Source organism: Pseudonocardia halophobica (genome assembly GCF_050948485.1).
GTDB lineage: Bacteria > Actinomycetota > Actinomycetes > Mycobacteriales > Pseudonocardiaceae > Pseudonocardia > Pseudonocardia halophobica.
The window spans coordinates 5,682,206-5,704,248 of record NZ_CP192046.1; the positions used below are offsets into that span (position 1 = coordinate 5,682,206).

The 22,043-nt window shown below is 73.0% G+C and carries 21 protein-coding genes; 11 read left to right on the forward strand and 10 right to left on the reverse strand.

The features are described 5' to 3' along the window. Nucleotides 1-66: 66 nt before the first annotated feature. On the reverse strand, nucleotides 67-1,197 hold the full coding sequence (locus tag ACQP04_RS26930; RefSeq protein WP_433503352.1) for an LLM class flavin-dependent oxidoreductase: 1,131 nt from the start codon (nucleotides 1,195-1,197) through the stop codon (nucleotides 67-69). 13 nt (nucleotides 1,198-1,210) lie between these two features. Beyond that, nucleotides 1,211-2,119, reverse strand: coding sequence for an alpha/beta hydrolase fold domain-containing protein (locus ACQP04_RS26935; RefSeq protein WP_433503353.1), 909 nt, complete (start codon nucleotides 2,117-2,119; stop codon nucleotides 1,211-1,213). Between the two features lie 202 nt (nucleotides 2,120-2,321). Here ACQP04_RS26935 and ACQP04_RS26940 point away from each other — a divergent pair, with 202 nt between their 5' ends. The 5 genes from ACQP04_RS26940 to ACQP04_RS26960 all read left to right on the forward strand — a co-directional run bounded on the left by ACQP04_RS26940 (nucleotide 2,322) and on the right by ACQP04_RS26960 (nucleotide 6,417). Beyond that, nucleotides 2,322-3,161: a mycofactocin-coupled SDR family oxidoreductase gene (locus tag ACQP04_RS26940; protein WP_433503354.1), complete on the forward strand. Its 840-nt coding sequence runs from the start codon at nucleotides 2,322-2,324 to the stop codon at nucleotides 3,159-3,161. Between the two features lie 88 nt (nucleotides 3,162-3,249). Continuing rightward, the gene (locus ACQP04_RS26945; RefSeq protein ID WP_433503355.1) at nucleotides 3,250-3,684 is read left to right on the forward strand and encodes a PPOX class F420-dependent oxidoreductase; all 435 of its coding nucleotides are present in this window, start codon (nucleotides 3,250-3,252) and stop codon (nucleotides 3,682-3,684) included. 112 nt (nucleotides 3,685-3,796) lie between these two features. After that, nucleotides 3,797-5,062 carry a phosphodiester glycosidase family protein gene (locus ACQP04_RS26950; protein ID WP_433503356.1) on the forward strand — a complete coding sequence of 422 codons (1,266 nt, stop codon included), beginning with the start codon at nucleotides 3,797-3,799 and terminating at the stop codon, nucleotides 5,060-5,062. 46 nt (nucleotides 5,063-5,108) lie between these two features. Further along, entirely contained in the window at nucleotides 5,109-5,690 is a 582-nt protein-coding gene (locus ACQP04_RS26955) for a hypothetical protein (RefSeq protein ID WP_433503357.1), read from the forward strand. A 4-nt stretch (nucleotides 5,691-5,694) separates the two neighbouring features. Next, on the forward strand, nucleotides 5,695-6,417 hold the full coding sequence (locus tag ACQP04_RS26960; RefSeq protein ID WP_433503358.1) for an ATP-binding protein: 723 nt from the start codon (nucleotides 5,695-5,697) through the stop codon (nucleotides 6,415-6,417). On the opposite strand, the gene ACQP04_RS26965 is transcribed toward ACQP04_RS26960, so the two are convergent. From ACQP04_RS26965 to ACQP04_RS26980, 4 genes are all read right to left on the reverse strand, one after another. Continuing rightward, on the reverse strand, nucleotides 6,368-7,042 hold the full coding sequence (locus ACQP04_RS26965; protein ID WP_433503359.1) for a response regulator transcription factor: 675 nt from the start codon (nucleotides 7,040-7,042) through the stop codon (nucleotides 6,368-6,370). The genes ACQP04_RS26960 and ACQP04_RS26965 overlap by 50 nt on opposite strands. Continuing rightward, nucleotides 7,033-8,745 carry a sensor histidine kinase gene (locus ACQP04_RS26970; RefSeq protein ID WP_433503360.1) on the reverse strand — a complete coding sequence of 571 codons (1,713 nt, stop codon included), beginning with the start codon at nucleotides 8,743-8,745 and terminating at the stop codon, nucleotides 7,033-7,035. The genes ACQP04_RS26965 and ACQP04_RS26970 overlap by 10 nt, the downstream gene beginning before the upstream one ends. A 696-nt stretch (nucleotides 8,746-9,441) precedes the next feature. After that, entirely contained in the window at nucleotides 9,442-10,587 is a 1,146-nt protein-coding gene (metX, locus tag ACQP04_RS26975) for a homoserine O-acetyltransferase MetX (protein WP_433503361.1), read from the reverse strand. Next, a complete protein-coding gene (locus tag ACQP04_RS26980) occupies nucleotides 10,584-11,894 on the reverse strand; it encodes a bifunctional o-acetylhomoserine/o-acetylserine sulfhydrylase (RefSeq protein WP_037047037.1) in 1,311 nt (436 codons plus the stop codon). The genes metX and ACQP04_RS26980 overlap by 4 nt, the downstream gene beginning before the upstream one ends. Nucleotides 11,895-12,098: 204 nt before the next feature. On the opposite strand from ACQP04_RS26980, the gene yaaA reads away from it, so the two are divergent. Next, nucleotides 12,099-12,845: a peroxide stress protein YaaA gene (gene yaaA / locus ACQP04_RS26985; RefSeq protein WP_433503362.1), complete on the forward strand. Its 747-nt coding sequence runs from the start codon at nucleotides 12,099-12,101 to the stop codon at nucleotides 12,843-12,845. A 293-nt stretch (nucleotides 12,846-13,138) separates the two neighbouring features. On the opposite strand, the gene ACQP04_RS26990 is transcribed toward yaaA, so the two are convergent. Continuing rightward, nucleotides 13,139-13,894, reverse strand: a complete 756-nt coding sequence (locus tag ACQP04_RS26990; RefSeq protein WP_433503363.1) for an SDR family NAD(P)-dependent oxidoreductase — start codon at nucleotides 13,892-13,894, stop codon at nucleotides 13,139-13,141. 102 nt (nucleotides 13,895-13,996) lie between these two features. Here ACQP04_RS26990 and ACQP04_RS26995 point away from each other — a divergent pair, with 102 nt between their 5' ends. The 3 genes from ACQP04_RS26995 to ACQP04_RS27005 all read left to right on the forward strand — a co-directional run bounded on the left by ACQP04_RS26995 (nucleotide 13,997) and on the right by ACQP04_RS27005 (nucleotide 17,489). Further along, on the forward strand, nucleotides 13,997-14,578 hold the full coding sequence (locus ACQP04_RS26995; protein WP_433503364.1) for a TetR/AcrR family transcriptional regulator: 582 nt from the start codon (nucleotides 13,997-13,999) through the stop codon (nucleotides 14,576-14,578). 206 nt (nucleotides 14,579-14,784) lie between these two features. Beyond that, a complete protein-coding gene (locus tag ACQP04_RS27000) occupies nucleotides 14,785-15,633 on the forward strand; it encodes a serine protein kinase RIO (protein ID WP_433503365.1) in 849 nt (282 codons plus the stop codon). 467 nt (nucleotides 15,634-16,100) lie between these two features. Further along, nucleotides 16,101-17,489, forward strand: a complete 1,389-nt coding sequence (locus ACQP04_RS27005) for a DEAD/DEAH box helicase (RefSeq protein ID WP_433508442.1) — start codon at nucleotides 16,101-16,103, stop codon at nucleotides 17,487-17,489. Between the two features lie 60 nt (nucleotides 17,490-17,549). On the opposite strand, the gene ACQP04_RS27010 is transcribed toward ACQP04_RS27005, so the two are convergent. Continuing rightward, nucleotides 17,550-17,960: a LapA family protein gene (locus ACQP04_RS27010; RefSeq protein ID WP_433503366.1), complete on the reverse strand. Its 411-nt coding sequence runs from the start codon at nucleotides 17,958-17,960 to the stop codon at nucleotides 17,550-17,552. A gap of 140 nt (nucleotides 17,961-18,100) precedes the next feature. After that, nucleotides 18,101-18,559: a GNAT family N-acetyltransferase gene (locus ACQP04_RS27015; protein WP_433503367.1), complete on the reverse strand. Its 459-nt coding sequence runs from the start codon at nucleotides 18,557-18,559 to the stop codon at nucleotides 18,101-18,103. Nucleotides 18,560-18,620: 61 nt separating this feature from the next. On the opposite strand from ACQP04_RS27015, the gene ACQP04_RS27020 reads away from it, so the two are divergent. Further along, nucleotides 18,621-20,003, forward strand: coding sequence for a mycothione reductase (locus ACQP04_RS27020; RefSeq protein ID WP_433503368.1), 1,383 nt, complete (start codon nucleotides 18,621-18,623; stop codon nucleotides 20,001-20,003). 99 nt (nucleotides 20,004-20,102) lie between these two features. Then, nucleotides 20,103-21,101, forward strand: coding sequence for an acyl-CoA desaturase (locus ACQP04_RS27025; RefSeq protein WP_433503369.1), 999 nt, complete (start codon nucleotides 20,103-20,105; stop codon nucleotides 21,099-21,101). A 55-nt stretch (nucleotides 21,102-21,156) separates the two neighbouring features. Here ACQP04_RS27025 and ACQP04_RS27030 read toward each other — a convergent pair whose 3' ends face one another. Further along, a complete protein-coding gene (locus ACQP04_RS27030) occupies nucleotides 21,157-21,978 on the reverse strand; it encodes a lysophospholipid acyltransferase family protein (protein ID WP_433503370.1) in 822 nt (273 codons plus the stop codon). Nucleotides 21,979-22,043 lie beyond the last annotated feature (65 nt).

Consider the following 22,043-nt stretch of genomic DNA (forward strand, 5'->3'; position numbering starts at 1 on the left):
CTCCCGACACTGCCTGCCGGACGGTCGTCAGGGCAAGACCTGACGACCGTTCGGCCGGGATGCGGATCAGCGGCCGGCGGCCGCCCGGCGCTGGCGCGTGGTGCGGTGCTCGGCCTCGGTGTCGAACTTCGGGATGACGTGGTCGCCCATCAGCTTGATCATGCGCAGCGTCTCCTCGCGGCTCTTCACACCGCGCAGCATGAGGAACTGGTCGGCCCCGGTGGCCTCCCAGCGGCGCAGCTGGGCGATCACGTCGTCGGGGTCGCCGACGATCGCCGCCCCCAGCTCGAGGAACCCGTCGAGGGCCTCCTCGGTGAGCTCGGGAAGCACCTCCGGCCACACCGGGAAGCCCTCCGGTCGCGGGAAGGTGTCGTGGTACCGAAAGACCTGCGACATCTGGTAGTGGTTGCCGCCGTTCAGGAAGTCGCGGCGGGCGGTCTCCCGGTCCTCGGCGATCGAGTTGAAGCCGTTGGCCACGATGAGGTTGTCGTTGACCCAGGCGCCGATCGGGTCGTCGCAGCGCGCCACGGCGTCCTTGTAGGCCTTGATCGCCACCTCGGTCCTCGGGATCTCGTCGAGGGAGAAGCCGAGCGCGCCCATGCCGCGGCGGCCGCACATCTCGAAGCTGGAGGTGTTGCCCGCGGCGTACCAGATCGGCGGGTGCAGCGGCCCGTACGGCTTGGGCAGGACCCGCCGCGCCGGCATGTCCCAGTACTTGCCGGAGAAGCCGGGGTACTCGTCCTGCATCCACATCTTCGCGAACTCGGGCACCGTCTCGAAGAAGATGTCCTTGGTCTCGTTCACGTCCGTGACGCCGGTGTGGAAGCCCTTCACCTCGTGGCTGCCGGCGCCGCGACCGACCCCGAACTCGAAGCGCCCCTCGGTGAGGTGGTCGAGCATCGCGACCCGCTCCGCCACCGCCGCCGGGTGGTGCACGCGCGGCAGCGGGTTGAAGATCCCCGAGCCCACGTGGGCGCGGGTGGTGAGCGCGCCCAGGGCGCCGAGGAACACGTCGTTCGACGAGATGTGGCTGTACTCGTCGAGGAAGTGGTGCTCGGAGATCCAGATGTACTTGAACCCGGCCTGCTCGGCGGCCAGGCACAGCTCCAGGTCGTCCATGAGCACGCGGTGCTCCGCGTCCGGGTCGGTGCGGCGGTCTGCGGGCAGGTAGCCCTGGGTCAGGAAGCCGAACTCCATCGTCGTCGCCCCCTCAGACCGCGGCCACGTCGACGACCGTGCTGCGGACCTGGGCCCGGACGAAGGCACCGATCCGGTCGACCGCCGCGGCGCCCTCGGGGAGCCGGTCGGCGAACATCTGGAACACGTGCACCATCTCGTACCCGACCTGCAGGAACGCCTCGCCGCCCGCGCGGAGCACGCCGTCGGCGATCCGCACGGCGTCGTCCTCGAGGACCTCGCTGCTGCCCACCTGGACCAGCAGCGGCGGCAGCCCGGCCAGGTTCCCCAGCAGCGGCGACGCCCGGTGGTCGGCCGGGTCCGCACCCTGCAGGTAGCCCTGCTGCATCTCGGTGAGCACCGCCCGGCTCACGAGCGGGTCGACGGCCTCGCGGCCGGTCATGGAGTCGCCGGCGAGGGTGAGGTCGGCCCACGGCGACATCAGCACGCCGGCCGCCGGGAGCGGGTCGCCCGCGTCGCGAGCCGCGGCGAGGACCGCCAGGGCCAGGCCGCCGCCGGCGGAGTCGCCGGAGACCACGAGCGAGGCCGGGTCGACGCCGTCGGCGAGCATCCCGCGGTAGGCGGCGACGCCGTCGTCGTACGCGGCCGGGAAGGCGTGCTCGGGGGCGAGCCGGTAGTCGGCGAGGAAGACCCGGGCCCCCGCGGCCCGGGCGATCCGGGCTCCCAGGTCGCGGTGGCTGGTCGGCGAGCCGATCAGGTAGCCGCCGGCGTGGAAGTGCAACATCGTCGTCCCGCCGCTCTCCGGGACCTCCACCCAGATGCCGCGCACGCCGCCGACGACGCCCTCGGTGAGCGTCGCGTCGGCGGCCGGTTCGGGGCACATGCCGTCGAAGCCCGTCCGCATCTCCTCGAGGGTCGCGTCCTCCCGCAGCCAGCCCGCGTAGGCCAACGCGGCCATGTCGTTCACCCGTGCCGAGACCATCGCTCCTCCGTCGGTCGTGCGGGCCGCGCCGCCCGCGCCACCGTGGAGATCACCAGCCCGCGGGTCGTCGCGGAGGTCTCAGTTCCGAGACCGGCCGGTCTCAGAGTGAGACCTCCGCACCGCCGACCGCGCTGCCTAGCGTCGAGGACGGGACCGGCGGCGTGGCCGGTCCGAGCGAACCGATCGGGACGGTGGTGCACCCATGGGACGGATGGACGGCAAGGTCGCGCTGGTCACCGGGGCGGCGCGCGGGCAGGGCCGCTCGCACGCGCTACGGCTGGCCGAGGAGGGCGCGGAGATCGTCGCCGTCGACCTCTGCGCGCAGATCGAGACCGTGCCCTACGGCATGTCGCGGCCGGAGGACCTCGCCGAGACGGCCAAGCTGATCGAGGAGCTGGACCGCCGGGTCCTCACCCGGGAGGCCGACGTCCGGGACTCCGCCGCGCTCGACGCGGCGGTCCAGGCCGGACTCTTGGAGTTCGGGCACATCGACGTCGTGTGCGCCAACGCCGGCATCTTCAGCTACGCCCCGGCGTGGGAGATGACCGACCAGATGTGGGACGAGATGCTGGCGGTCAACGTCACCGGCGTCTGGCGGACCCTCAAGGCGGTGCTTCCGTCGATGATCGAACGCGGTCAGGGCGGCTCCCTGGTGCTGACCAGCTCCACGGCCGGGCTGCGCGGCTTCGCCAACATGGTCCACTACACCGCGGCCAAGCACGGCGTCGTCGGGATCATGCGGACGATGGTGCAGGAGGTCTCGCAGTACGGGATCCGCTGCAACACGGTGCACCCCACCGCCGTCGACACCGACATGATCCAGAACGAGCCGATGTACAAGCTGTTCCTGCCCGACGCGAAGCCCGAGGAGCTGACGCGGGAGCGCTACGCGGACGCCTTCCAGGCGCTGCACACGATGCCGCACCCCTGGGTCGAGGCGCGCGACATCTCCAACGCCGTGCTCTGGCTGGCCTCCGACGAGTCCCGCTACGTCACGGGCCAGACCCTCGCCGTCGACCTCGGGTTCATCGAGAAGGTCTAGCGGCTCGGCTGTACGTGGTGGGTGGTGCTCCGGTACCACTCACCACGCCCGGCGGAATGGAAGACGCACGCGCCGGGTTGGGCCGGGTATGACCGCGGCCACAGAGTTCGACCCGCACGCCCTGCTCGCCGAGAGCCGTCTCGCCGTGCTCGCCACGATCAAGAAGGACGGGGTGCCCCAGCTCTCGCCGGTGACGCCCTTCTACGACCGCGAGGCGGGCACCATCTCGGTGTCGATCACGGAGGGCCGGGCCAAGACGGCGAACCTGCGCCGCGATCCGCGGGCCGCGCTCGAGGTGACCAGCCCGGACGGGTGGGGCTGGGCCACCGCGGAGGGCCCGGTGACGTTGACCGGGCCGGGGGCGAGCCCCGACTCCCCCGAGGTCGAGGCGCTCGTCGAGTACTACCGCCGCGCCGCCGGTGAGCATCCGGACTGGACGGAGTACCGGGAGACCATGGTCGCGGACCGCCGGGTGCTCATGACCATGACGGTCGAACGGGTCTACGGGGCCCGGATCCGGTAACCCGACACGGGAACGTTCCTCCACTGCGGGGTGAACCGCGTGTCGTTCCCTCGGAACTCCTCGCTCTTCGTGGTCGCATTCCCCCGGAACACGGTCTCCGGGGGGAGCGGACATGCGGGTGGGGATCCTGTCGACCACGGTCGGGCGACTGCTCGTCACGGTCGGTGCCGGACTGGTCCTGCTGGCGCCGGCGGCGAGCGCCGAACCACTGCCGCCGCCGCCGGACCGGCCCGAGCGGATCGTCGAGTCGCTCTCCGAGGCCGTCGAGGTCGCCCCGGGCGTCACGCACCGGGACATCACCACGACCACCGCCGCCGGCAACGTCATGGGCGACGTCGTCGAGGTCGACCTCGCGACGCCCGGGGTGCGGGCCGACCTGCTGACCCCCGGCGCCGTCGCGGCCCGGGCGCCGATCAAGGGCATGGCCGACGGCAGCGGTGCCGTCGCCGGGATCAACGGCGACTTCTTCGACATCGGCCGCACCAGCGCCCCGGCCGGGCCGGCCGTGCAGGACGGCCGCTTCCTCAAGGCCGCGGTGCCGCAGGGCCGCCGCGCCGCGCCCGCGGTGCCGGGCGCCGAGATGGACTACGTGTTCGCGGTGGGGACCGACGGCGTCGCCCGGGTCGACCGGCTGCCGCTGCGCGGCGAGGTGCGGCGCGCGGGGATCGAGCGGGTGTCCTATCCGGCCCGGACCGAACAGGACTCCCTGCCGATCGTCGCACTCAACCAGCACGCGGTGCCGGTGAACGGGATCGGGGTGTTCACCTCGGACTGGGGCGACGTCGACCGCGCCCGCACGCTCTGCGGCTCCGACACCGACCGGGACGCCCCGTGCGCCGCCGACCAGGCCGAGGTGGTGGTCCGCGACGGCGCCGTGACCGCGGTCCGCGCGCCCGGGGCGGGCCGGCTGTCCGCGGAGGAGACCGCGCTGGTCGGCCGCGAGCAGGGCGCCGTGGCATTGCGGGGTCTCAAGGTGGGCGACCGGGTCACCGTGGACTACGCGCTGGTCCCGGCGAGCGGGGTCGCGCCGCGGATGGCCGTGGGCGGCAGCCCGATCCTCCGCGACGCCGCCCCGACCGAGCGGCTCGACGACGGCGCCCGCGCCCCGCGCAGCGGCGCCGGGGCGACCGCGGACGGCCGGCGGATGTTCCTGGTCACCGTCGACGGCCGGCAGTCCGACAGCGTCGGCGCGACCTTGCTGCAGTTCTCGAACCTGCTGCGCGAGCTGGGGCTGGACGACGCCGTCAACCTCGACGGCGGCGGCTCCTCCACCCTCGCCTACCGCGACGGCGGCGCCCCGGCGACGACGATCGTCAACGACCCCTCGGACCCCTCGCCGCGCCTGGTGCCCAACGGGATCGGGGTCTACGCGGGGTAGGCGCCCGGTATCCTCGACACCGGACGTTCCGGACCGAGGAGCCCGCGTGCACCGCACCCGCCCCCGCAGTTCACGCCGCCGCACCGGCCGGGCGGTCGCCGCCCTGGTCGCGCTGGCCCTGGCCGCGGTCGCGGTCGTCGCGATGGTGCGGTTCGACGCGGTCGACCGGTTCCGCGAGCGGGTCGCCCCGCAGCCCTCCCCCGGGTGCGTCGCCGACGACCCGACCAGCGAGGGCTGCCTCACCCCGGCCGCGCTCGCCCTGCACGACCGGGCGGTGGCGGAGTTCGGCGACCGGCTGCGCGGCACCACCTGCTGGAGCGCGCACGAGTGGAACCCGTCGAGCGACCATCCGCAGGGCCGGGCCTGCGACTTCTTCCCCACCCGGGCCGGCACCTTCCCCGAGGGCGCCGAGCTGGAGACCGGGTGGGCGGTCGCGAACTGGCTCCGGGAGCACGCCGAGGAGCTCGACATCCGGTACGTGATCTGGCAGGGCCGGATCTGGTACCGCAGCGCGTTCTTCGCCGACGAGAACGGGTGGGGCCGCCCGTACAACGGCGGCGGCGTCTACGACCCGTCCGACGCCACCGGCGGCCACTTCGACCACGTGCACGTGTCCGTGCGACGGTAGCCGGGTGACCGCCTGGCTGAGCTGGTCCTGCGGGAAGGACGCCGCGTACGCGCTGGGCCTTCGCGCCGACGTCACCGGGCTGTTCACCACGGTCTCGGCCGGCCGGGTCCCGGTGCACGGCGTGCCGCGGGAGCTGGTCGAGGCGCAGGCCGCGGCGCTCGGCCTGCCGCTGCACGTCGTCGAGCTGCCGTGGCCGTGCCCGAACGCCGAGTACGAGCGCCGGACGGGTGCGGCGCTCGCCGCCGCCCGCGCGGCCGGGGCGGACACCGTCGTCTACGGGGACCTCTTCCTGGCCGACATCCGCGCCTACCGCGAGCGCACGCTGGCCGGCACCGGGCTGACGCCGGAGTTCCCGTTGTGGGGCAGGCCGACCGGCGCGCTGGCCCGGGAGATGATCGGGGCCGGGCTGCGCGCCGTCGTCGTGTCCGTGGACCCGGCCCGGGTGCCGGCGGAGCTGGCCGGGCACGCGTTCGACGAGGAGTTCCTCGCCGCTCTGCCCGAGGCCGTCGACCCGTGCGGGGAGAACGGCGAGTTCCACACTTTCGTCACGGACGGCCCGGGCTTCCGCTCCCCCGTGCCCGTCGTGGTCGGCGGCGTCGGGGAGCGCGACGGGATGGCGGTGGCGGAACTCGGCCCAGTCCGTGACCACCCTGCCGGTCGGCGCCCTCAGGCACCGCTCACACAAGTCCCGTACCGGCGTTCTCTCCGGTGGCCCGGAGCCAACTGAGGACAGCCAGGACGCGGCGGTTGTCGTTGGACGTCTGGTACAAGCCGAGTTTCGAGAAGACTGCTGCGACGTGAGCCTCGACCGTCTTGGTACTGATGAAGAGCTCCTTGCCGATCCGGGAATTCGACCGGCCCTCGGCCATGAGACGCAGGATGTCGCGTTCGCGGTCGGAGAGAGTGTCCAGCTTGCTCGCGACCCGGTGCTGGTCGAGTAGTCGCACGATGATGTCCGGATCGATCACGCATTCTCCGGCCACGATCCGGGTCAACGCATCGGTCAGCGTTCTCAGGTCCGCGACACGGTCCTTGAGAAGATAACCGACGCTGCGCGAGCTGGCCGCCAACAGACGAGCGGCGTACGCCGTTTCGGAATACGTCGAGAGCACGAGTACGCCCAGTTCCGGATATCGCTCGCGGAGCACCTCGGCAGTCGCCAGGCCCTCATCGGTGAAAGTAGGGGGCATACGAATGTCCAGCACCACCGCGTCCGGACAATCCGTTCCGACCTTGTGCAGCAGCGCCTCGCCCGTCGCTTCGTCGGCGGTGACGTCGATACCCGCGATCGAGAGGAGCGTCGTGAGTCCGCTCCGGAACAGTCCTGAGTCATCAGCCACTGCTACGCGCATGGAAGCTCCGCTATCAGTTGAGTGCCCGAGCCGCGAGGGCTGATGACGGTCAGCCGGCCTCCGAGGGCCGCCACTCGGTCGTGCAGACCCGCGAGCCCGCTTCCCGCGCTGACGTTCGCCCCACCGACACCATCGTCGGTGACGGCGACGCGAAGCCGATGGCTCTCCGGTCGCACCTTGACCGCCGCACTCGTCGCACCGGCGTGTTTGACGACGTTCGTGAGCGCCTCGCACGCGAGAAAATATGCCGTGGCCTCTACCGCGAAGTTCCAGCGCTGCGGCGGGATGTCCAGTGCGACCTCGAGCGGCAACCCCTCGACGACGCTTTCCAGTGCGGGGGCGAGGCCGGCCTGTGTCAACACAGCAGGGTGGATGCCGCGCGCGAGGCCCCGCAACTCGTGGAGAGCCATGTCGAGTTCGCCACGCGCCTGATCGATCGCACATCGGACGGCATGATCATCGATGGACGCCGAGACTGCGGCCAGATGCATGGCAACCGCGAGCAACCGCTGCTGAGCCCCGTCGTGCAGGTCCCGTTCCAGACGGCGCCGCTCGAGTAGACCGGCTTCGACGATCCGCGCCCGCGACGCACGAACCTGGTCGAGCTGGGCGAGTATGCGGGCCTGCAGCTGCGCATTCTCGAGGGCGAGCCCGACGGCGGCCACGGCGGTGTCGACGGCGGTGGCGTACCGCCGGAGAGAGGGACTACCCACCACCGCAGCGAGCGGCTGTCCGTCGCTCGTCTCCACCAGTGTGACGAACGAACCGTCGTGAGCCGCGGCGAGAACGGCGGGACGGCCGGAGTCGTCCACGTACCCGCCACTCTCGGCCACCCAGAAGAGGACGTACAACGTCGGGTCGCAGAGCGCCCCACGCAGTGCTGCCTGCACGTCGTCGATGGTGTGAAGCCGCCCGACACCGAGCAGGAGATCTGCAGCCGCGGTCCTCGCCATCCGGCGGCGGACGGCGGCGACCAGGAACGCGAAGGAAACGGTCAGCAGCAGGATCGCTTCGAGCGCGTAGAAATGCCGGAACTCCGTCGAATGAACTCGATACTCGAGGCCGAGGCGCGCCGCGACGTGTACGGAGACGGTGGCGGCGACGCCAACGGTCGCGAAGAGGACCGGAACGAGTACACGACGGTCGAACCCACGCGAACGATGGAGGCGCAGAGCATTGAAGGCGACCACTGCGAGGGCGATCGCGACAGCGCCGATGTAGTAGACGATCTCTACGTACTGGCTGATCCCCACCGACGGGAGGAGCGTCGGCCACCACACCGCTTCGTCGTACCCGTACCAAGCGGGGTCGGACGTCACGACCCATATCACCCGGCCAGGCAGGAGCCAGAGGAACAACAGGACGATGAAGGTGCGCTCCGAACGCCGGGTCAGACCGGCGCGGGGGTAACGAAGCAGGACCGCGGCCACGAAGACGAACGTCAAAGGTTCCGCGATCGCCGCCAGTACCGGGAGCGGGCCGATTGCGCGGCTCCCGGCGAGGCCCACTGCCCAGCACAGGCAGCACCCGAAGAAGAGCCACTTGTAGTTGCGGTGTTCCTCGTCCTGGAGGGTCAACACCGCGACCGTCGCAAACGCTATGACGGCCAACCAGTTGGTGCCTGCCAGAAGTGGATGCGGCGCCCACAGGGGCGCCACCAGATAAGCGCCGACAGCACCGCCGATGATCAGCGTCGCAGTCATGCGCAACCAGGGAGCACGCCTCATTATCGGAACGACGTGCAGCACTGCGGGCATCGCGACAGTGTGGCACCGGTCGCCTGCAGGGGCCCAGCCAACGGCGGGACGACTGGGGTAAACCCTCGCTCGCTCGAGGGATTGCACCGATCCCGTCATCGCCCCTGCCTGTCATGGTCCATTTCGAACGAGGAAGAAGAGGGACATGACCCAGGCGACCAACCCCAGCGTTCGTGCCCGGATCTGCCGGGCTGCCCTCGCCCGGCTGGCTGTCGGCTCGCTGCTCGCAGGTGGTGTGGCACTCACCGGAACGGCGGGGCTCGCCGACACGGAGACGCAGGGGGGCCCGGTCTCCGGCACCCTTCTCGCCGTCGCGTTCGTCGAGCCGACGGCGGGCGGGGCGGCGGCCGGAGGCAGGACGGACCGCGATTATCACCGGGGCCACCGGGACGGGTTCCGGCAGGGGACGTGGGCCGGTGACAAGGACGGGCGAGGGCAGTGCACTCGACGGCTCATGCGAGAGCTTCGCCCGCCGACCCGTCCCTCTCGGCAGAACAGCTACACCGAAGGATTCGAAGCGGGTTATGACAAAGGATATCGGCAAGCCCGCGCCGTGCACTGCCGGTGATCGTCTGCCGCCTGGTCAGGGGACCGATGCGCGCGTGATGCGCAGGCTGGTCCAATGAACGACCCCGGGCGCGCCTATCCCGACAGCAGGTCCTCGACCAGGGTGCCGACGGCCTCGGACTCGATCAGGAAGCCGTCGTGGCCGTAGGGGGACTCGATCACCCGCAGCCGCGCGTCCGGGATCCCCGCGGCCAGCTCCTCCTGCTGCGAGACCGGGTAGAGCCGGTCCGAGCTGATCCCGACGACGGTCGTGCGGGCCGTGACCCGGGCCAGCGCCTCGGCCGTGCCGCCCCGTCCGCGCCCGACGTCGTGGGCGTTCATCAGCTCGGTGAGCCGCACGTAGGAGCCGGCATCGAAGCGGTGCACCAGCTTCGCCGCGTGGTGGTCCAGGTAGGACTCGACGGCGTACCGCCCGCCGTGGAACGGGTCCTCGCCGGTCTGCGGGTCGCGGCCGAACCGGGTCGCCAGCTCGTCACCGCTGCGGTAGCTCAGGTGCGCGATCCGCCGCGCGACGCCCAGGCCCTCGTGCGGCCCGGCACCGGGCGGGAGGTCGTGGTAGTCGCCGCCGTGCCAGCCCTGGTCGGCCCGGATCGCCGCGAGCTGCGGGGCGGCCCAGCCGATCTGGTCCGCCGAGGCCGCGGCGGGCGAGGCCAGCAGCATGAGCCGGGCGACGCGCTCCGGCTCGGTCGCGGCCCACTCGAGGGCGCGCATGCCGCCCATCGACCCGCCGACGACCATCGCCCAGGTGCCCACGCCGAGCGCGTCGGCCAGCGCGACCTCGGACCGGACGGTGTCCCGCGCCGTGACCAGTGGGAACCGGCTGCCCCACGGCCGTCCGTCCGGGGCCCGGGACGCCGGCCCGGTGGTGCCCTGGCAGCCACCGATCACGTTCGGCGCCACCACGAACCACCGGTCGGTGTCCAGCGGGCGGCCCGGCCCGATCAGCCCGTCCCACCAGCCGGCGGTGGGCTGGCCCGGACCCGCCGGGCCGGTCACGTGCGCGTCGCCGGTGAGGGCGTGCAGGACCAGCACGGCGTTGGACCCGGCGGCGTCGAGCTCGCCCCAGGTCTCGTAGGCGAGCCGGACGTCCGGGAGCTCCCCGCCCGCCTCGAGCGGCACGGCGGCGGGGAGGTCCAGGAAGCGGCGACGCCCGGGGTCCGCCCCCTCCCGCCACGCGCCGGTGGCGGGAGGGAGCAGAGTCTCCGGGTCGGTGGTCGTCACGCGCTCTTCGCGGCCCGGAACCCGGCGTCGAGGTCGGCCTTGATGTCCTCGATGCCCTCCAGCCCCACGGACAGCCGGATCAGGCCCGGGCCGACACCCGTGGACAGCTGCTCCTCGCCGGAGAGCTGGCTGTGGGTGGTCGACGCCGGGTGGATCACCAGGCTGCGGACGTCGCCGATGTTGGCCAGGTGGCTGTGCAGCTCCAGCGCGTCGACGAACTTCTTGCCCGCCTCGACACCGCCGCGGATGTCGAACGCGACGACCGCGCCCGCGCCCTTGGGCAGGTACTTCTGCTGCAGCGCGTGCCACGGGCTCGACGGCAGCGCGGCGTAGTAGACCTTCTCCACCTCGTCGCGCTGCTCGAGCCACTCGGCCACCGCGAGGGCGTTCTGCACGTGCCGCTCGATCCGCAGCGACAGCGTCTCGATGCCCTGGATCAGCAGGAACGAGTTCAGCGGCGCGATCGCCGGGCCGAGGTCGCGCAGCAGCTGCACCCGGAACTTGATCAGGAAGGACAGCGGGCCGAGCGCCTCCCAGTAGTTCAGGCCGTGGTAGCTCGGGTCCGGGGTGGTCAGGCCCGGGAACCGCTCCGCCTGGGTGCCCCAGTCGAAGTTGCCGGAGTCGACGACCACGCCGCCGATGCTCGTGCCGTGGCCGCCGAGGAACTTGGTCGCCGAGTGCACCACGATGTCCGCGCCGTGCTCGAACGGGCGGACCAGGTACGGGGTGGGCACCGTGTTGTCGACGATCAGCGGCACGCCGGCCTCGTGGGCGAGGTCGGCGACGAGCCGGATGTCCAGCACGTTGCTGCGCGGGTTGCCGATCGTCTCGGCGTAGAACGCCTTGGTGTTCGGGCGGACCGCGGCGCGCCACTCCTCGGCGTTGTCCGGGTCCTCGACGAACGTGACGTCGATGCCCAGCTTCGGCAGCGTGTAGTGGAACAGGTTGTAGGTGCCGCCGTAGAGCGAGGCGCTGGACACGAAGTGGTCCCCGGCCTGCGCGATGTTCAGGATGGCGAGCGTCTGCGCGGCCTGCCCGGAGGCGACCGCCACGGCCCCGATGCCGCCCTCGAGCGCGGCGATCCGCTGCTCCAGGACGTCCTGCGTCGGGTTCATGATCCGGGTGTAGATGTTGCCCAGCTCGGCGAGGCCGAACAGCGCCGCGGCGTGGTCGGTGTCCCGGAAGGTGTACGACGTCGTCTGGTAGATCGGGGTGGCCCGGGCACCGGTGGTCGGGTCGGCGGAGGCGCCGGCGTGGACCTGCTTGGTCTCGAAGGACCAGGCGGCGGTGGGGTCGTTCTCGGGCATGGAAGGTCTCCTGGGGTGATCGTTCGGGGTCTACGCGTGGGGATGTGGTTCAGCCGCGGGGGCGACAGGCCGCGCTGGTCACGCGCATGAAGTCGACATGGCGACGGGCCACGAGGCGGATCACGAAGGCGACCGTAACGGGGCCGTCATACCGGCACAACACCGGTCCGGGTGGCTGATCACCGTGGTCGTACGCTGCCGGGCGTGCTCGTCCTGCTGCCCCCGTCGGAGACCAAGCGCACCGGAGGCGAGGGACCGCCGCTCGACCTCGCCGCGCTGAGCCACCCCGAGCTCGACCCGGTGCGCAAGGCGCTGGTCGACGAGCTGGTGGAGCTGGCCGACGACGTCCCCGCCAGCCGGGCGGCCCTCGGCCTGTCCGATCGGCAGATCGACGAGATCGAGCGCAACGCGGCCCTGTGGACCGCCCCCACCGCCCCGGCGATCACCCGGTACACCGGCGTGCTCTACGACGCGCTCGACGTCGGGTCGCTGCGCGGCGCCGCCGCGGGCCGGGCGCGGGAGCGGCTCGCCGTGGGGTCGGCGCTGTTCGGGCTGGTCCACGCCGGCGACCCGATCCCGGCCTACCGGCTGTCCGCCGGCTCGATGCTGCCGTCCGGCGGGACGCTCGCGGCGCGGTGGCGGCCGGTGCTGGAGCCCGTGCTCGCGCGGCTGGCGTCCGAACAGTTGGTGGTCGACCTGCGGTCGGGCGCCTACGCGGGGCTGGCCCGCGTGCCGGGCGCGGTCACGGTGAACGTGCTGGCCGAGCGCCCCGACGGGTCGCGCTCGGTGGTGAGCCACCACAACAAGTCGCACAAGGGCGGGCTGGCCCGGCTGCTGGTGAGCAGCCGGGCCGAGCCGGCCGACGCGGCGGCGGTCGCGCGCCTCGCCCGCCGCGCCGGCCACGTGGTCGAGCGGACCGACAACCACCTCGACCTCGTCATCCCCGCCTGACCCGCGAGTCGCGCCGCAGCCCCCACGAGTTGCGTTGCCGCCCCCCCGCGAGTCGGCAGTTCCAGCACCGCGAGTCGGCAGTTCCAGCACCGCGAGTCGGCAGTTCCAGCACCGCGAGTCGGCACTTTCGGGAGCCCGAGTCGGCAGTTCCGGGAGGCGGGCGCCGGGCCCGGAGCAGGGAGCCCTCCGGATCCGGCGGCCGAACCTCACCGCGCCGACCTCACCGCGTCGACCTGGGGTCGACCTCAGCGGGCCGACCTGGGCGGGCCGACCTCAGCGGGCCCGCGCCGACCTCACTGGGCCGCGTAGCCGCCGTCGACCAGGTGGTAGCTGCCCGTGATGAAGGTGGCGGCGTCGGAGGCGAGGAAGGCGACCAGGTTCGCCACCTCGTCGACGGTCCCCAGCCGCCCCAGCGCGTGCTTCTCGGCGAGCGCCCGCTGCGTCTCCGCGTCGAGGTTGGCCTCGAGCAGCGGCGTGGTGATGAAGCCGGGGCCGACCGCCGTCACGCGCACGCCCTGGGCGGCGTGCTCGAGCGCGGCGTTCTTGGTGAGGCCGACCAGCCCGTGCTTGGCGGTGACGTAGGCCGACGAGCCGGGGATGCCCACCGCGCCGAGCACCGACGCCATGTTGACGATCGCCCCGCCGCCGTGGGCCGCGATCGCCGGGATCTGCGCCTTCAGCCCGTGGAAGACGCCGTTCAGGTTGACGTCGATGACCGCGTGCCAGCTGTCCTCGGGGTACTCCCCGACGGGCTCGTTCGCCCCACCGATCCCCGCGTTGTTCACCGCGATCCGGAGCGGCGCCAGCTTCTCCGCCGCCTCGACGGCCGCGCGCGCCACCTCGGGGTCCGCCGCGTCGCCGACGAAGGCCTCCGCGGTGCCACCGGCAGCCCGGATCTCCGTGACCACGAGCCCGGCCGCGTCTGCGTTCAGGTCGTGGACCAGAACCGCGGCACCGTTCGCGGCCAGCAGGTGCGCCACCGCCCGGCCGATGCCCGACCCCGCCCCGGTGACGATCGCGGACCGGTCCGCCACGTCGTAGGTCGCCATGATGATCCTTCTTCCTCGAGCTACCCGACGTTCGTCGGTTATCTGACTCCTACAAACGTCGGCTAACATCGGCCCCTTCCCGCGGATCGAGTGAGGTGGGTCATGGACGCACGGCGTCGTCGCAGCCGGGACCGGCTGCACCGTGCCGTCCTGGAGCTGGCCCGGGAGACCCCCGTCGCGGACCTGACGATCACGCAGCTCGCCGAGGCCGCGGGCGTGCACCGCTCGACCTTCTACGAGCACGCGGCGTCCCCCGGCGACCTCCTGCGCGAGGCGCTGCGCGCCGAGCTCGACGACCTGCGCGCCGGCCTGCTCGACGACCCCGGCGACACCGACGCCGCCGTCCGGGAGGTCACCCGGCGGGTCCTGGAGCACATCCGCAGGCACGCCCCGATCTACCGCCGCGGACTCGCCCGCGACAGCGGTCCGGGTTCGCTGCACGGCATGCTCAGCGAGCACTTCCTGGAGACGAGCCGCCGGCTGATCGAGACCGGCCGGCTGCGGCTGCCGCTGCAGGCGCCCGGCGTGCCGGACGACGCCGTGGCCGACACCGCCGCACGGTTCGTCGCCCAGGGCACGGTCGGGGCCGTCCAGGGCTGGCTGGACCTGCCCGGCGAGCCCGAGGTCGCGGTCTTCGAGGACCTCTACCGCGCGTTGATTCCCGCCTGGTGGGTGCAGGGGTGAAAAGCGGTTGACCCGCAGGTGTTCGATCCCGGATCCTGCGTGCACCGACGTGGAGCACAGGAGGTGCCCGATGACGACCGCCGCCCGGGTGGCGGCGCGCCGGCGCGCGCCCTCCCGCCCCCGCACCCCGCGCTGAGGCACCGTCGAGGTCGCTCGCGTGGGGTGTCCACCCCACGTCAGGAGAACCCTCCTCAATGCGCGAGCGCATGCCCAGACGCCGTCGCGGATTCGACGACGACGAGTACGTCCCCCACCCCGTGCACCTGCACGAGGACCCCGACCTCCCGCCCGCCGGCGAGCGCTGGTCCACCTGGACCGGCGCGCAGCACGGGCCCGAGCCCCGGCCCGCCTGGGTGGAGACCGCGCACGCCGCGGTCGACACCGAGCGCGGCGTGCTCAAGACCGGCAAGGAGGCCGACGTCCACCTCGTCGAGCGCGGGGTCCCCGGCTCGCCCGGGGTGTTGATGGCCGCCAAGCGGTACCGCACCGCCGAGCACCGGATGTTCCACCGGGACGCCGGCTACCAGGAGGGTCGCCGCGTGCGCCGCTCCCGGGAGATGCGGGCGATGACGAACCGGACCGCGTTCGGCCGCGAGCTGCTGTCCGGCCAGTGGGCGGCCGCGGAGTTCGCGGCGCTGTCCACGCTGTGGTCGGCCGGCCTGCCGGTCCCCTACCCCGTGCAGCTCGACGGCACCGAACTGTTGCTGGAGTTCGTCGGGGACGGGGAGACGGCGGCACCCCGGCTGGCCCAGCTCCGGCCGTCGGACGCGGAGCTGGCCGACCTGTGGGCCCAGCTGGGCGAGGCCCTGCGCGGGCTCGTCCGGCACGGCTGGGCCCACGGCGACCTGTCCGCCTACAACCTGCTGGTGCACCGCGGCCGGCTGGTGGTGATCGACCTGCCGCAGGTCGTCGACCTCGTCGGCAACCCGCACGGGGCGGACTTCCTGGTCCGCGACGTCCGGCGGGTCGCCGAGTGGTTCACCGCCCGCGGCCTGCCCGGCGACCCCGGCGAGGAGCTCTTCCACGAGCTCGTCGCGGAGGCAGGCCTGGCCTGAGCGAATGGCGCTCTCGTTCACACCTACTGAGCGGGAGCGCCGCTCGCTCATCCGGGACCGCTGCGGCACGAGCGGCGCTCTCGTTCACACTAGTGAGCGAGAGCGCCGTTCGGTCATTCGGCGATAAGGAGCGCGAGATCACGTGTCCGGTGGGCGATGGCGCGGTGACCGACGGGTAGGGTGGACCGAGGCGCCCGCACCGACGGCGCCTTGCACGTACCCGTCGGGCGCGCTCCCCCTGGCGCCCGGGCCCGTCCCGTGCCGGCCGCGCACCGTCGCCCGAGCCGCTCCGTGTGACGCGCCGACGTCCCGGAGGTCCAGTGACCAGTCCGTCCCGCCGCCCTGCCCGTCAGCAGGGCTCGCACCAGCCCGCCTCGGCGGGCACCCGCCGGCCGCGCCGCTCCGGCGGCCGCCGCTCCGGCGCCCCGCAGCAGCAGCGCCCGGCCCGCGTGGCGCCGAAGCCCGCCATGCCCGAGGAGGTCCTCTGGGCCGCCCCGGCGAGCGGGCTCCCCACCTTCGCCGAGCTCGGCCTGCCCGAGCCGGTGCTGCACGCCCTGGACGCGGAGGGCTTCACCGAGCCCCGCCCGATCCAGGCCGCAACCCTTCCGGAGACCCTCCGCGGCCGCGACCTGCTCGGCCGCGGTCAGACCGGTTCCGGCAAGACCCTCGCCTTCGGCCTCGCGCTCGTCGCGCGCCTCGCCGGCGGCCGCACCCAGGCCCGCCGCCCCCGCGGCCTCGTCCTGGTCCCGACCCGCGAGCTGGCCCAGCAGGTCGTCGACGCCGTGGAGCCGTTCGCGAAGGCGCTGCACCTGCGGCAGGCCGTCGTCGTCGGCGGCCTGTCGATGAACCGGCAGATCGACACCCTCGCGCGGGGCGTCGACCTGCTCGTCGCGACCCCCGGCCGGCTCACCGACCACCTCAACGAGGGCACCTGCGACCTGTCCGCGATCGAGATCACCGCGATCGACGAGGCGGACCGCATGTCCGACATGGGATTCCTGCCGCAGGTCCGGCGGATCCTCGACCGCACCCCGGCCGACGGCCAGCGGCTGCTCTTCTCCGCGACCCTCGACAACGAGGTGTCCACGCTGGTCGACCGCTACCTGCACGACCCGGTCACCCGCGCCGTCGCCTCGGCCGCCGCGCCGGTCGAGACCATGGACCACCACCTGTTCATGGTCGACCGCGCGGACAAGAACCGGATCGTGCACGAGATCGCCGCCCGCGAGGGCCGCACGATCTTCTTCGTCCGCACCAAGCACGGCGCCGACCGCGTGGTGAAGCAGCTGCGCCGCGAGGGCGTGCAGGCCGGCGCGCTGCACGGTGGCAAGGCGCAGAACGCGCGCAACCGTGCGATCGACGCCTTCAGGGACGGCAGCGTCCCGGTGCTGGTGGCCACGGACGTCGCCGCCCGCGGGATCCACGTCGACGACGTCAGCCTCGTCGTGCACGTCGACCCGCCGGGCGACCCGAAGGACTACCTGCACCGCGCCGGCCGCACCGCCCGCGGCGGCGAGTCCGGCGTGGTGGTCACGCTGGTCACGGCCGAGGAGCGACGGGACGTCGACACCCTCATGCGCCAGGCCGGCGTCAGCCCGGACGTGGCCGACGCCGCCCCCGGCTCCGCCTCGCTGGTCGAGGTCACCGGCGCGCGCCGACCGAGCGGCGTCCCGGTGGAGGCCCCGAAGCCGCCGCAGCAGCAGCCCGCCGTCGCCACCGGACGGCGGCGCCGCAGCTCCGGGCGCGGCGGGCCGGCCCGGCAGCAGACCGGCGGGGGTCAGCGGCAGCAGGCCCCCTCGGGCGGGCAGCGTGGTCGTCGCGGCGGCCGGGGCGGGAGCCCGCGGAACGCCGCCTGACGTGCTCTGATCCACGCCCGGGCAGGGGAGGTCGCCTCTCCTGCCCGGATGTGCGTCGGCCTACGGCGCCCGGCGCCCCTTCCGTGCCGCCCGGCGGAGCTGCACGATCCGCGCGGTGCCGGGGATCGCGACCAGGAGCACCCCGGCGATCGCCGCGAGGAGCAGGGCGACACCGGTGGGCAGGGTGCCCGCGGCGCCGAGGAAGTAGATCCGCACCGGGTCCAGGTTCTGCAGGATGAAGACCAGCAGGAACAGCAGGACGATCGCGGACAGCACGAGCCCCACCCACATCCCGGCGGTGCGCGTGTGGCCCGCCCCCGACGGCCGGGTGGAGCGCGGCGGCGCCGACGGGCGACCGGTCGGCAGCACCGAGGTCGCGTCCGGGTCCGGCGTGCCGTTCTGCCCCGGCGGGGCGGTCCCCTCTTGTCTGGACGGCCCGGTCCCGGTCGGCCGGGCCTGCTCGTCGCTCATCGCTCTCCTCCGCCTGCCGCGCTCCCGGACGCCCGTCCGGGTGGCCGGAGTATCCCGCAGACGCGCCCGGTACGCCGGGAACGCGAGGTCACTGTGACGGGTGAGCCGGGGTGCTCTGCGGCAGACCGAGTCTGCCGTCCTCAGCGCGCCGGACGCCGCATCGGCAGGTGCGCGACGCCGTCCCAGTCGTAGGCCGGGCCGGTCGCCTCGAACCCGTAGCCGCGGTAGAAGTCGGCGAGGTGCTCCTGGGCGTCGAGCATGCAGGCGCCGTCGCCGATCTCGGCGATCGCGGCGTCCATCAGCTGCTTGCCGAGCCCGCGCCCGCGCGCGGTCTTCGCCGTGCACAGCCGCCCGATCCGGTAACCGCCGTCGGGCTCCTTGAGCAGCCGCAACGTACCGAGGACGGCGGCGGGTTCGCCGTGCCCGGTCAGCCAGTAGTGCCGGGCGCGCTCCTCGAGGTCCCGCCCGTCGAGCTCACCGTAGGGGCAGGCCTGCTCGACCACGAAGACGTCGACGCGCAGCCTGAGCAGCTCGTAGAGGGTGGCGGCGTCGAGGTCGAGGGCCCAGGATCGGCGGAGCGTCGCGGCGGTCTCGGTCATGGCCCGTGCCTACCAGACTTCCGGTCGCGCCGACGCGGCCGCGGGCGATTAGCCTCGTCCCGTGCCCCACCACGATCTCGTCGTCATCGGTACCGGATCCGGCAACACGTTCCTCGACGAGCGGTACGCCGACAAGGACGTGGCCCTCGTCGAGCACGGCGTCTTCGGCGGGACGTGCCTGAACGTGGGGTGCATCCCGACGAAGATGTACGTCTACGCGGCCGATGTCGCCGAGCACGTCCGGCGTGCGGCGAAGTACGGCGTCGACGCGAGCATCGACAAGATCCGCTGGAGCGACATCCGCGACCGGGTCTTCGGGCGCATCGACCCGATCTCGGCGGGCGGGCGGGAGTACCGGGTCCAGCGCAGCCCCAACGTCACCGTGTACTTCGGGCACGCCTCGTTCACCGGGCCGCGCGCCGTGCGCGTCGAGCGCACGGACGGCTCGGGCGAGGACGAGCTGACCGCCGAGCAGGTCGTCGTCGCCGCGGGAGGCCGGCCGATGATCCCGCCGGTGATCGCGGAGTCCGGCATCCCGTACGAGACGTCGGACACCGTCATGCGGATCGACGACGTCCCGCGGCGGCTGGCGGTCATCGGCGGCGGCTACATCGCGGCGGAGTTCGCGCACGTGTTCTCCGCGCTCGGCAGCAAGGTCACCCTCGTCGTGCGCGGCGGGCGGCTGCTCAAGTCGCACGACGAGACCATCTCGCAGGCCTACACCGACCTGGCCGTCCAGGGCTCGCGCATCGACGTCAGGCTGAGCACACAGGTCAGGACGGCCTCGCAGACCCCCGACGGGATCTCCCTGGAGCTCGACGACGGCACCACACTGGCCGCGGACGTCGTCCTCGTCGCCGCGGGCCGCGTCCCCAACGGCGACCGGATGAACCTGGGTGCCGCCGGCATCGGCACCCACTCGGACGGCCGGATCGAGGTCGACCGCTTCCAGCGCACGAGCGCGGAGGGGGTGTGGGCGCTGGGCGACGTCAGCTCGCCGTGGCAGCTCAAGCACGTCGCCAACCGGGAGGCGAAGGTCGTGGGGCACAACGTCCTGCACCCGGACGACCTGATCGAGATCGACCACCGGTACGTCCCCTCGGCGGTGTTCACCGACCCGCAGGTCGCGAGCGTCGGGAAGACCGAGGAGCAGTGCCGGATGATCGGCGTCGACCACGCGGTCAAGGTCCAGCGGTTCGGCGACGTCGCCTTCGGCTGGGCCATGGAGGACACCACCAGCCTCTGCAAGGTGATCGCGGAGAAGGGCACCGGCCGGCTGCTCGGCGCGCACATCATGGGGCCGGACGCGTCGTCGCTGATCCAGCCGCTGATCCAGGCGATGTCCTTCGGGCTGCACGCGCGCGAGATGGCCACCGGCCAGTACTGGATCCACCCGGCCCTGCCCGAGGTGGTGGAGAACGCACTCCTCGGCCTCGACGTCTGATCTCGCCATCGCGGTGAGGGTCCACTTACCCTGGACGGGCCGATCCGCCGCGGCCGGCCTCCCGGGGCCGGGCCGCAGACCGACACACGAGGTACCCGCATGACCCTGGCCGCCCAGCCGGAGCAGACCCAGCCGGAGCAGACCCAGCCGGAGCAGACCCAGCCGGAAGCCCGCACCGGGCCGAAACCCGTCCTCGCCGGGACGCGCGGCCTCCCCCAGCAGGTCGGGGTCTACATCTTCGTGTTCACGCCGCTGGTCGCGCTGCTGGCCGCGATCCCGCTGGCCGCGACCGTCGGGTTCCTCGGGTGGTCGGACGTCGTCATCGGCCTCGTGTTCTACGTGGCCAGCGGGCTGGGCATCACCGTCGGGTACCACCGGTACTTCACGCACGGCTCGTTCAAGGCCACCCGCGGACTGAAGATCGCGCTCGCGCTCGCCGGCAGCCTCGCCATGCAGGGCCCGGTGATCAAGTGGGTCGCCGACCACCGCCGGCACCACGCCTTCTCCGACAAGGAGGGCGACCCGCACTCCCCCTGGCTCTTCGGCACGTCGACCCGCGCGCTGGCCAAGGGTTTCTGGCACTCGCACACCGGCTGGCTGTTCGACCGGAACCTCACCAACGAGGAGCGCTTCACCCCGGACCTGCTGGCCGACGACGACCTCCGCCGGATCGACTCGCTCTTCGGCCTCTGGAGCGTGCTGACCCTGCTGGTCCCCGCCGCGCTCGGCGGGCTGGTCACCTGGTCCTGGTGGGGCGCGCTGACGGCGCTGTTCTGGGCCGGGCTGGTCCGCGTGGCGCTGCTGCACCACGTCACCTGGTCGATCAACTCGATCTGCCACATGTGGGGCGAGCGGCCCTTCGCCGCGCGGGACCGCTCCGCCAACGTCTGGTGGCTCGCCGTCTTCTCCTTCGGCGAGTCCTGGCACAACCTGCACCACGCCGACCCGACCTGCGCGCGGCACGGCGTCCGCAAGGGCCAGGTCGACCTCTCCGCGATCACCATCCGGGCCTTCGAGAAGCTGGGGTGGGCCACCGCGGTCCGCTGGCCCACCACCAAGCGCCTCGACCGTCTCGCCAAGGACCCCGCCGCCGCCTGACCGGCGGCGCGATTCCGCAGCTGCCGTGCGGACGTCGGTCCCGCGTCCGAGCCCCTCAGCTCGCCGCAGGCGGCTCCGCGACGGGCTGGGGAGGGCCGGCGGGGATGGGCGTGGCGGCGGGGTCGTAGGGCTCCGCGGGCGGCGTCTCCCCCCGCACCTGCCCGACGAGCTCGGTGACGGCCGACATGATGGCCGCGGTGGCGCCGTCGAGGTTGGTCCTGGTCCGCGGCTTGCCGACGTACGCCGACAGGTCGACCGGCGGGCCGGCCACCACGCTGACGCGCTTCCGCGGCCAGATCGAGGGCTTCCCGTCGGTCGGCAGGACGTCCTGCGTCCCCCAGTTGGCCAGCGGGATCACCGGCACGCCGGTCATGACCGCGATCCGCCCGATCCCGTTCCTCGCCTTCATCGGCCAACCCGCGGGGTCGGCCGTGTACGTCCCCTCGGGGTAGAACACCACGACCTCGCCGCGCTCGAGCGCCGCGACGGCCTCCTTGTACGCGTCGGTGGCGCGGGCGGACTGCCGGTACACGGGGATGTGCCCGCCCTTGCCGAGGACCGAGCGCACGACCGGGACGTCCCACAGCTCCGACTTGGCGAGATAGCGCGGCATCCGCCGGTGCGAGATCACGAACGCGGTGTCGAAGATCGGGTCGGACGACGACACGTGGTTGGCCGCGATGAGCACGCCGCCGGTCCGCGGGATGCGCTCGCCGCCCGACCAGCCGAGCTTCGTGAAGAGCATGACGAACGGCCAGATCAGCTCGATGGCGAGGCCGAACCAGAAGCCCGAGCCGCGACGCCGGCGGCGCAGCGTCAGCAGCAGGCGCCGGCGGGCCGTCAGCGGCGGCGGCAGGTCCGGTTCGGGACTCGTCACGTCTCCTCCATCGGTCGGGTCCGCCCCCGATCCTCGCCCACGGCGGACGGGCGGCCGGGCCCGGG

What these genes read in the sequence shown, in the direction of transcription:
- ACQP04_RS26935 (WP_433503353.1), bottom strand. Translation starts at nt 2,119, where the DNA reads ATGGTCTCGGCACGGGTGAACGACATGGCCGCGTTGGCCTACGCGGGC.
- ACQP04_RS26980 (WP_037047037.1), bottom strand. Translation starts at nt 11,894, where the DNA reads ATGCCCGAGAACGACCCCACCGCCGCCTGGTCCTTCGAGACCAAGCAG.
- ACQP04_RS26990 (WP_433503363.1), bottom strand. Translation starts at nt 13,894, where the DNA reads ATGGCGACCTACGACGTGGCGGACCGGTCCGCGATCGTCACCGGGGCG.
- ACQP04_RS26970 (WP_433503360.1), bottom strand. Translation starts at nt 8,745, where the DNA reads ATGACTGCGACGCTGATCATCGGCGGTGCTGTCGGCGCTTATCTGGTG.
- ACQP04_RS26965 (WP_433503359.1), bottom strand. Translation starts at nt 7,042, where the DNA reads ATGCGCGTAGCAGTGGCTGATGACTCAGGACTGTTCCGGAGCGGACTC.
- ACQP04_RS27015 (WP_433503367.1), bottom strand. Translation starts at nt 18,559, where the DNA reads ATGACCGAGACCGCCGCGACGCTCCGCCGATCCTGGGCCCTCGACCTC.
- ACQP04_RS26930 (WP_433503352.1), bottom strand. Translation starts at nt 1,197, where the DNA reads ATGGAGTTCGGCTTCCTGACCCAGGGCTACCTGCCCGCAGACCGCCGC.
- ACQP04_RS26995 (WP_433503364.1), top strand. Translation starts at nt 13,997, where the DNA reads ATGGACGCACGGCGTCGTCGCAGCCGGGACCGGCTGCACCGTGCCGTC.
- ACQP04_RS26945 (WP_433503355.1), top strand. Translation starts at nt 3,250, where the DNA reads ATGACCGCGGCCACAGAGTTCGACCCGCACGCCCTGCTCGCCGAGAGC.
- ACQP04_RS27005 (WP_433508442.1), top strand. Translation starts at nt 16,101, where the DNA reads ATGCCCGAGGAGGTCCTCTGGGCCGCCCCGGCGAGCGGGCTCCCCACC.
- ACQP04_RS27000 (WP_433503365.1), top strand. Translation starts at nt 14,785, where the DNA reads ATGCCCAGACGCCGTCGCGGATTCGACGACGACGAGTACGTCCCCCAC.
- ACQP04_RS27025 (WP_433503369.1), top strand. Translation starts at nt 20,103, where the DNA reads ATGACCCTGGCCGCCCAGCCGGAGCAGACCCAGCCGGAGCAGACCCAG.
- ACQP04_RS27010 (WP_433503366.1), bottom strand. Translation starts at nt 17,960, where the DNA reads ATGAGCGACGAGCAGGCCCGGCCGACCGGGACCGGGCCGTCCAGACAA.
- ACQP04_RS26940 (WP_433503354.1), top strand. Translation starts at nt 2,322, where the DNA reads ATGGGACGGATGGACGGCAAGGTCGCGCTGGTCACCGGGGCGGCGCGC.
- ACQP04_RS26950 (WP_433503356.1), top strand. Translation starts at nt 3,797, where the DNA reads ATGCGGGTGGGGATCCTGTCGACCACGGTCGGGCGACTGCTCGTCACG.